Raw genomic sequence first — 8711 nt, 5'->3', positions numbered from 1 at the left:
AGATTAAAAGTAACAGACCGGATGAAGATACGTGCGACGGGGGCGAGGCGAATGGCTGAGCGGTATCGATATGCGGGCTCAACGGCATTATATTGACCACATAGATTATCAAAACCGTCGTAAAACCCCTGGTTTCAACTACGGGGAGTGTCAACGGTATTCACTTTTTCAGCAATGCCGTATTTACGTAATGTCGTTATTGCATAGTTCTGTTATTTCGTTTTGCCGTGTGCCGGGTTTTAGGGCAGAGCCCTAAATCGTACGCCGCCGGGCAAAACGCAGTTTTGTACGGCGGCGTACGACTCTTGCGGAACCGAACTATGACACAACGCAACTGTGTCATAACGTAACTACGTAGTAGCGTAGCTGTGCGATAACGCGATTACGGCAAATCGAAATAACAGAACAACGTGACTGTGGAATAGCAGAACAATTGAACATTGAACTAATCGCGCCTGAAAATTTTCCGCAAGTGTCGTGCGCCGCCGTACAAAGCCCGGCGGCGCACTAGGGCTCTGCCCTAAAAACCCGGCGCCCTTGGCGGCGTTAAAAAGTGACGCAATAACGTTGTTACGTTATTGCGTTATTACACAGTTCGGCAGTCACACTTTTACATTGTTGCGGCATGACACAGTTACGCAATGTCTCCGGTGCGTCTCGGTAAAAGGTTCGCTACCGGACAGCCACCGGACACCGAGGCGATCTAAGCGCGGCGATGGTTTGCCGTGAAATGTGCTGTGAGATGAAAAATCTCGCAAGAGACGCGAACTTGTACCTCCATCGTAAATGTAGCCACAAGTTCGCAGCCGTTGGCTCTTGCCAGGGCTCCGCCCTTGGACCTGGGTCGGTAAGTTGACTGCGATTGCATCGGTTGATTGATGGCAGTTGGAATCGACGCCGTAGTTTTTAAATCTGTTATGAAGCGTGAAACTCAAAAACTCATCGTATTGATTTTCATTTGATTCGAAACGCCCGCGCAAAAGTCGAAACGGCTCGCGCGGGCGTTTCGGTTTTTCGTTTCGCATCTCAACTCGCGTCAAAACAAAATTTGAAAATCGATAGCGACCGAAGGTCGCGATCATAGGCGGCTTGACCGCCGCATGAAAACCGACTCGCTAATCCGAATCGCAATGCGAGCCGCGTCACCTTTCGACAAATCCAACAGCGCTGCGAGTCACGCTAATGACTCTCCGCGTCATTGAAATGTCGAAAGCTGCCTCAACTTTTTCGCAAGCGTATCGAAAAACGATTCGATAAAGTCGAATGTTTGCGTCGCGGGCGCCGCAAACCCGCTCCGCTCTCGCTACAGCGAATCTCTAACACTCAGCATCCTTCGCGTTAAAAATTCACTTTCGCTCACGGTCTTCACGCAGTTACAACGCCGCGAGGCCTCTCGCTTGGAATGAGGCCTCTCATTCCACGTCTACACTGCGTTTCGCCCAATCCCCGTTCCGGAGATTGCAAGATGTACATAAATCATGATAACCGGGCCCGTAGTCCCCGTTATCATGATTTACGAATCTTGCTTTTCTCCTGTCACGGAGAAAAGGGAAAGAGTGAACGCAGCACGCTTTTTGCGGGTTGGTTTCACTCTTTCTAAAAAATTAGGCAACCATAGCAAGAGGTGACGGATGCCAATCCTCAGTTTCTTGCTTACTTTTCCGGAGGCCACTCCGGAGAAAGTAGAAAAATGGCACGAAATGAATTCGTAAAGGCTCGCGTTTCTCCTGAAGAGAAAGAGATCTATCAACAACTTTGCGAACAAGCCGGTTGTACGGAAGCTGAGTTGATTCGATCCGTACTGATTCATCGGGAAATCTCACTTGATGATCTCGATGACGAAATGCAAGTTCTTGATCGGAAGAAAGAGGCCCTCCATAAGCAACAGGAGGATTACAGGAGAGCACAGGCATCGCGTAAAACCGATGAACGTGGCGAGCCGATTTCTGAAAAAAGGAGTATTCCGTTCCAAGTAATGCTCACTGCTCCAGAAAAAAAGGCAATTGAGCAGCGTGCAGCGGCGCTCGGCATTTCTGCAAGCGAACTGGTTCGCCGCAGCGCAATTTACGGAAAGATCGAATCATTCAATTTTGACATCGCGGAAGTTGAAAAACTCCATCATGAGTTATTGAAGGAAGGAACAAACCTCAATCAGCTGATGTATTTTGTGAACGCCCAAGGGCTTCCCGCGTACAACGAGAAAGCTGTTTTCCGAACGCTTGAAAAGGTTTATCAAAATGCTCGAAAGGTCGACCGGTTCATCGAGAAATTAGAGAAGCGTTATCACGTCGACTATATTCCAAGCGATTATTTGGCAGATGAACCAGACAACAGAAATCTTTAACTCGGACCTATACTTCGCGAATGATGCGCACAGCGCCATTGCAAGACCGATCGCAAGGCCAACGGCCGCTATCTTTGCATAGCTCCTGCCCGCGCGTCCCAGTTTTCGGCCTAAAACGGGATGCATTTTCCGAACCGGCGCTCAAAAGGAAACCGTATCCCGCTTTGGGGCGGGGCTGCGGAAAATTGGCCCGTGATCTGGTTCGGATTGGAGTATGCGTTAACCGTTGATGTTGGCCGGTGTGGGCATGGAGATAGATGAGTGGATCGAGCGATATAATGACATGCTATGGAGGCCATATGCTCTTTTCCCGCCGTTCTGCCACATCTGCCTGCGCCATTGTGCTTATCGTAATGGCGGTTACCCCTTATCACCGGTTTTCATCTTCAATCGGCTTGGCATCAGGTGCAATGACCTGGCTCGTTATCCTTGGCGCATGCCTCGCGGCGTTTGGTCACGGTGTTGCGCTCCGCAAGGGGAGAGAAATAAGACGGCCGGGTCGCCTTGGCGTCTTCGGTGTTTTCCTTGCTGCTATTGCGGTGGTTCCCGAATGGGTCGACTTGGCCTTCTATGCTCGCGGAGATTCTATTCCAATCGCGTTTGCATCAATCTGGTTGTTGCATGGTGTTTCGTGTGCCTTGTGCTTCACTGGGTCGTTGCTCCTCTCATATGTAATTTGGGATACGGCGGGCTCTCCTTTGATACGGGGGGCGGCGCGGGACGGCGAAAGGGGGACCCGCCGATCGCAGAGCGCGCTTTTTGCAGAAACAATAGTTGTCCTGTCTTGCCTGCTGTTTTGCTGTCGAGTTTCATGGAGAGTCGTTCCCGAGCCATGGGGGATGCCCTCTGTAACGGCCGCATCAATTGGCATCGTGCTTTTAATTCCTCTGGTCTATCTCGTATTGGCTGCGGTCCCGCTGCTTTGCTGTCCCCGCGCCTTTGGTCGGGGGCAGGGCAACGTGTTTGCCCGTTCTGTGCTCGTAGCAGTTCCCATTGGCCTTGTTCCGGCTGTCGAGGTGGCATATTTTGCAAGCGGTGCCACGGTCATTGCATCACTGTCGATGGGGTCCGCTATTGCTGTTGCCGCCTTCGTATACACATTGCTAAGGGAGAAACGGGACAACAATTCGGATACCCCTCGCACGTCCGACCCATTCGATGCTGGGGTGTTTTCCCCTGCCCTGTCGCCTCGAGAAGAGCAGTTTGTTCGGCTGCTGCTCAAAGGGAAAACGCCGGCGGAGATTGCCAGGGAGACGGGTACGAAGCCATCGACGGTGCGAACAACGCTTCACCGAGCATACGGGAAGGCGTCGGTTGCGGGCTCAGGCGAGCTCGTGGCGTTGTTTGCAGGTGAGGGTGATGCTGTAGGGCCTGAGCCGCTGCAGCGGCATGCTGACGATCTGCTGGTATCAGCTCGGACGCGCCGGCTGTTTCGATACCTGCTCACATCATTTTTTATTCTTCTTGCGGCGGGTCCATTGGTAATGGCGGATAGCGATTGGAGTTCCGGCGTTACGCATGCAATCGCTTTTTCTCTTGCAAGCTATACATTGGGTCTCGGGCTGCTTCTGTCGCTGTGCAGCGCGGGTGGAAAACCGAAGCGCGGGGACGATCTGGATGGAGCGGATGGGGCGATCGGGCTCGGAAGCCCGTGTGTGTGGGCGATACTGTCTGCCGTGGAATGGTCTTTTGTCTATATCGCGGCATGGAGGTGCATACGCGATCCGTTGATGGCTGCGCCGGTCCTGTTTTGCGGCATAGCGTCTATGGCTTCGCTCGCCGTTAAGCTGCGCCCGTTTAAGGTTCATGCCCATACTCGGGCTATCGCGCCATTAGTTTCGATAGGTGTGGCTGCTTTAATCTATGCAGCAACTAGGGGGCGAATTCATGGGCTTGCGGTACTGACGGGGATGCTGCTCACGTATATAGTGCTGCGAAGCTGTCCGCAGCGCAAAATGCTCGGGGTATGGATGCTCTGCTTTGGGGCGACGGTTCCTGCTTGGGTTGTCTTGCTCAACATGGTGCAGGATCTGACGGTTTTCGAGCCGTTGTTCCTCGCGTCGTTGTTGGGGCAAAGTTCGGCTCTCAATGTCGTCGTGGCAACGGTGATCGTCTGCTGGTCTGTGCCCATGTTCGTCACGCACATCGCGCTCGCCCGCTCGGTTGAGGACGAGAAAGCCCTCTTGGAGTACCGCGCGAACGGGTCCACCGAAACAGCTCGCGTGCGCCAGCTTGCCCTGCTTACGTCGCGCTCCCTTTCCGATGTTCAGTCGCAAATTTTGCTGATGACGGCAGAGGGCGCAACGACAAAGACCATTGCGGAGGATGTCGGTTACGCTGCATCTACGGTGCAAGCACTGCGGTCTGCTTCTTACCGCCAGTTGAGGATCAAGAATAAAACGCAGCTTATTTCATTGTTATCGCAGGTAGATAACGTGTAAACGCCTGAGCGGTCGACTCAATAGCGGGTGTTTACAGACATCTTTCTCTATTCATGCAAAGGTTGCCGTGCGTCGACGCATTGTTAACCGCTTTTGATTGGAGAAGGCCATGATTAAGCCAAGGAGCGCTATTGCTCGAATCGGAGTCGGCTTGGCGATTGTTGCGGGCTTGTCGATGGGTGCACCTGCCGCATCATTTGCTCAAGAGGAGTTCGACACTTCCCAGGTTTCGAGCATTTCGCAAAGCGCAGATGCTGGAATTGCCACATGTAAGAACAACAAGGATACAGATTTCGCTTTTCAATGTTCTGGCACGAGCGCAACTGGCTATCGCTCGAAGCACGACTCATCTTCAGTTTACATTTGGATTATGGGCTATTCGGGAAAGCCGTTACGTTTGTACGTGGACGGTGCCTATGACAATAGAGGAACGGGCAACATGAATTGCACGCAGGGCGTGTATCGCTCCAACCATGAGCATGAATGGGAGATATACAACCTCGTCCGTGAGAACAAACGCAGTCATGCTCGTCTGACCGCATGGGCCGAGTCCGGATACGGCACGGTCTATGGAAAGTGGAGCCCCGATTGCTTTGGCCATTTTAACAAACTTCCCTCCTAGCCAATCCGCAGCTTCTTGTTGTGATTAGGGCCGGGCCGAGCGTTGCTGCTCGGCCCGGCCAATGGGAGGATGATGACATTTGAATAGAAATCTAATACGGCACGAGCTGTCCAAGATATTTGGCAATCCTATATTTGCGTTGGCTCTTATTTTGGCGACTGCCATTTCGATGGCAGCTGCCATCGAGGCGTGGTGGACACTCGAGGCCGAGCGCAAGCAGCTGTTATCTTTTGGCTACGGCATTGGTCTGCAGTCTCAGACATACCTCGGCCAAACGCGTGAAAGTAGCTTTGGTAACTGGATCGTTGTGAGCGCGAACGCGCCGTTGCTAGCGTCGGTGTTTTTCTATGCGCTGCCGTTGCTTGCCATGTTGGCCGGGTCGTGGTCATGCCTGTCCGAGCGTTTGAGCGGTTACGAGGCACAGATCTGCACGCGTGTTTCTAGAAATGCATATGTGAACGTGAAGATGCTGTCTGCTTTCCTCTCTGCGTTTGCGGTCACGGCTATTCCGCTACTCGTGAACTTTCTGATTGTCTCCATGCTGTTTCCCGCGTATCTCCCCCGAGTCGACGAATCGACTTACGTCGGACTCTATCTGCATAGCTATTTTTCTGGCCTGTTTTATTCCCGGCCTCTGTTATACGTGCTGGTTTATACGCTGTTCGATGCGGTGGCGCTGGGGGTTCTATCCATGGCCGTGACCGGTCTGTCGGTTGTGTTTCGCAGCAGAATCAAGGCGATGGTCGTTCCATATCTGATTATGGTTGCATGGCATTTTGTTAACGACTGGATTTTTAGCGTCCTTTCATGCGTCGGCTTTAACTGCAACATTCTTAACAGCATCAGGTCGGAATCACTAAATAACTGGCCCGACATTCGAGCGGGGTTTGCGGAAATCATTTTGCTGTTCGTCTTTTCTTTGATTTCCGCGAGATTCTTAAAAAGGCGCGAGGTGGTCTGATGCTGTTTAGGCTGGTCGCTGCGGACCTGAGGACCGTTTTGAAGAAGAACATCGTTACTTTTATTGCGGTTGCGGCAGTGACCGTTGCGAACTTGGTGTACGCCTACGGATTGTCTTCTGTGTATGGGGTCAGGACGGATACCTTGGGGTTTGCGGATAATCTCGCGCTTGTGTTTGCCGGATCTGCTCCGTTTGAGCCTAGGCCCGGGGTCATGTTTGTGCCTCCGTTAGGGTGGCTATTCCTCATTCTGCTTATTCTCTATACAACACTCGATTATCCGACCGAATCGTTGCACGGGCTTGGTTTACAAGCACTTGTTCGATGCCGGGCAAGAACCCTTTGGTGGGCCTCGCGTTTTATCTCAGTGGCGGCGGTAACGGCATTTTCACTGCTCGTGGTGGTTTGCTCTGTTGTGATTTGGAGCTTGGTGGTGAGCTCCTCGTTCAGCGCGGTCATTCATGGCGAGTCGCTTCAGCTGGCTAATTTGGCGCCGTGGTTTCTCAAAGCTGCCAAGGCAGATGCGCTGCCGTTTTTCATAGGTCTCTTATTTGCTTTTGAGGCGCTTGCGTTTGCGCAGGCAGCGGTTGGGTTTGTGCTTGGGCCGTCAGTCTCGTTTGTGGTTTTAATGAGCTACCTGATCTGCTCGGCATATGCACGACATTGGGCGCTATTGGGTAACGCCTTGATGCTGTTGCGCTGGGGCGGAATTGTCAAAGAGGGAATCGCGGCGGGCTCGAGCGTCTTGTCATCAATTGGGCTTATGTCGTTATGTCTATCGCTGGGTGGACTGTGGTTTCGAAGGGCCGACCTTATAGAAAAGGGGGACAAGATATGAGCGTGATCGTTAGGGACGTATCGAAGCGTATGGGCAAAAACGATGTTCTGCGCAACGTGTCCATCGAGGTTGACCCTGGGACTGTGGTTGGGCTTCAGGGGATAAACGGTTCGGGTAAGACCATGCTTATGCGAGCGGTCTGCGGATTGATCAAGCCTACCGAAGGCGAAATCTCTATCGATGGCCAAAGGCTTGGGGCGGACATCTCGTTCCCGCCGAGTCTGGGGATGTTGATCGAGGCGCCTTCCTTTTTGGGATATCTGTCTGGCTACGATAATTTGGAGCTCATCGCTCAGATCAAGGGCGTTGCCACCCCCGAGGACATTCGCTCTGCCCTGCGGCTCGTGGGGCTCGATGCAGACGAAAAAAAGAAGTTCCGAGCATACTCGCTTGGGATGAAGCAACGTCTGGGGATAGCCGCGGCAATTATGGAAAAGCCGAAGCTACTTGTTCTCGATGAGCCAACAAATGCCCTCGACGAAGCGGGCGTGGAAATACTCAAGCGCGTTGTGGCGATGGCGGCATCAACGGGTCGCGAGGTTATTCTGTCCAGCCATGACGGAGAGGTGCTCGAGGAGCTGGCCGATCGGGTTTACTGCATGCGCGACGGTGCCGTTGTGAAAGTTCGGGAAAGGTCGTGAGCGCGATGAAGAAGACCCTGTGGACAAGAAGGGCGGTGCTCGCGCTTTTCGGCTGTGCTGCTACCGGCCTTGCGGGCATGAGGGTGAGCGTCGTTAACGGGAACCGGACGGTCATTCCTGAGAAATATTATGCGGAGGGCGAATGGCTCTCGATGGATGGGGCGTTTCTGGGGTCGAAGGATGTGGCGACTGACGGGTATTCGTTTTGCATAGACGGGGCAGAGCTGCTCACGCCGCGCGAGTATCTCAAGCGTGCGCATGATGATTATTCAAAATATGGCATCGTGGATACGAAAACGAAATTGAAGGACGCCGACATCACGTGTGTTATCGCCGTAAAGATGCGTGTCAGGAATAAGGACAATGTCGAAGGCGGAATCAAAACGTATGTTTGGCATTTGGTGCCGGAGTCTGCGCCAAACTATGACTTTGTGGTCAATACCGATCTGATAACGCAGGCAATGCCGGCTCTGGGCGGCTCTGCTGCGTTTGCTGTACAGGTTGGGGCGGAGAACGAGTTGCTCGTCCCATTCATGATGCAAAACACCAACGACTATTTCGAAGGTTACGAGACCGTCCGTTTTGAGAAGGCTTTTCCTGGGACTTATACGATGAAGATGACCGATCTGCCAGAGAGAAGGCTCTTAAGGTTTGAAGTGAAGTAGCTCGAAGATCCCGCGGTTCGCGACGAGCTCCTTGCGCGCCGCGGCTACGCAAGGGAGATTCGCAACCGCTATGCCGGCTCCGTTCCCGATGCCGGTGACGACCGCGTCCGCGCCACCGGCCAGGCGCACGGCGGTAGCGCCGTGTCGCGACAGATGGACGATCGCGTCGTCGATCGCGGTGACTACTCGCGCGGCGACACG

General features: G+C 53.1%; 7 protein-coding genes. All 7 read left to right on the top strand.

The genetic code is table 11. The annotated features are described in order from the left end of the window. Positions 1 to 1624: 1624 nt before the first annotated feature. The 7 genes from I4W09_RS08865 (at position 1625) to I4W09_RS08835 (ending at position 8510) form a co-directional block, all read left to right on the top strand. Positions 1625 to 2344, top strand: coding sequence for a plasmid mobilization protein (locus tag I4W09_RS08865; RefSeq protein ID WP_196033733.1), 720 nt, complete (start codon positions 1625 to 1627; stop codon positions 2342 to 2344). 299 nt (positions 2345 to 2643) lie between these two features. Then, the gene (locus I4W09_RS08860) at positions 2644 to 4785 is read left to right on the top strand and encodes a helix-turn-helix transcriptional regulator (protein WP_230318750.1); all 2142 of its coding nucleotides are present in this window, start codon (positions 2644 to 2646) and stop codon (positions 4783 to 4785) included. Positions 4786 to 4894: 109 nt separating this feature from the next. Next, positions 4895 to 5407 carry a DUF2712 domain-containing protein gene (locus I4W09_RS08855; protein WP_196033728.1) on the top strand — a complete coding sequence of 171 codons (513 nt, stop codon included), beginning with the start codon at positions 4895 to 4897 and terminating at the stop codon, positions 5405 to 5407. 169 nt (positions 5408 to 5576) lie between these two features. Then, positions 5577 to 6368 (top strand): hypothetical protein, encoded by a 792-nt coding sequence (locus tag I4W09_RS08850; RefSeq protein ID WP_196033726.1) that lies wholly within the window; start codon positions 5577 to 5579, stop codon positions 6366 to 6368. 38 nt (positions 6369 to 6406) lie between these two features. Beyond that, positions 6407 to 7204, top strand: a complete 798-nt coding sequence (locus tag I4W09_RS08845; protein ID WP_196033724.1) for a DUF2705 family protein — start codon at positions 6407 to 6409, stop codon at positions 7202 to 7204. Continuing rightward, positions 7201 to 7845, top strand: a complete 645-nt coding sequence (locus tag I4W09_RS08840; RefSeq protein WP_196033722.1) for an ATP-binding cassette domain-containing protein — start codon at positions 7201 to 7203, stop codon at positions 7843 to 7845. Before I4W09_RS08845 ends, I4W09_RS08840 begins: the two co-directional genes overlap by 4 nt. Positions 7846 to 7850: 5 nt before the next feature. Next, on the top strand, positions 7851 to 8510 hold the full coding sequence (locus I4W09_RS08835; protein WP_195362227.1) for a DUF5028 domain-containing protein: 660 nt from the start codon (positions 7851 to 7853) through the stop codon (positions 8508 to 8510). The last annotated feature ends 201 nt before the right edge of the window (positions 8511 to 8711 follow it).

This window comes from Collinsella aerofaciens (assembly GCF_015670795.1).
In the GTDB taxonomy this organism is placed as follows: domain Bacteria; phylum Actinomycetota; class Coriobacteriia; order Coriobacteriales; family Coriobacteriaceae; genus Collinsella; species Collinsella aerofaciens_Q.
This window is presented reverse-complemented; position numbering and strand designations above follow the sequence as displayed.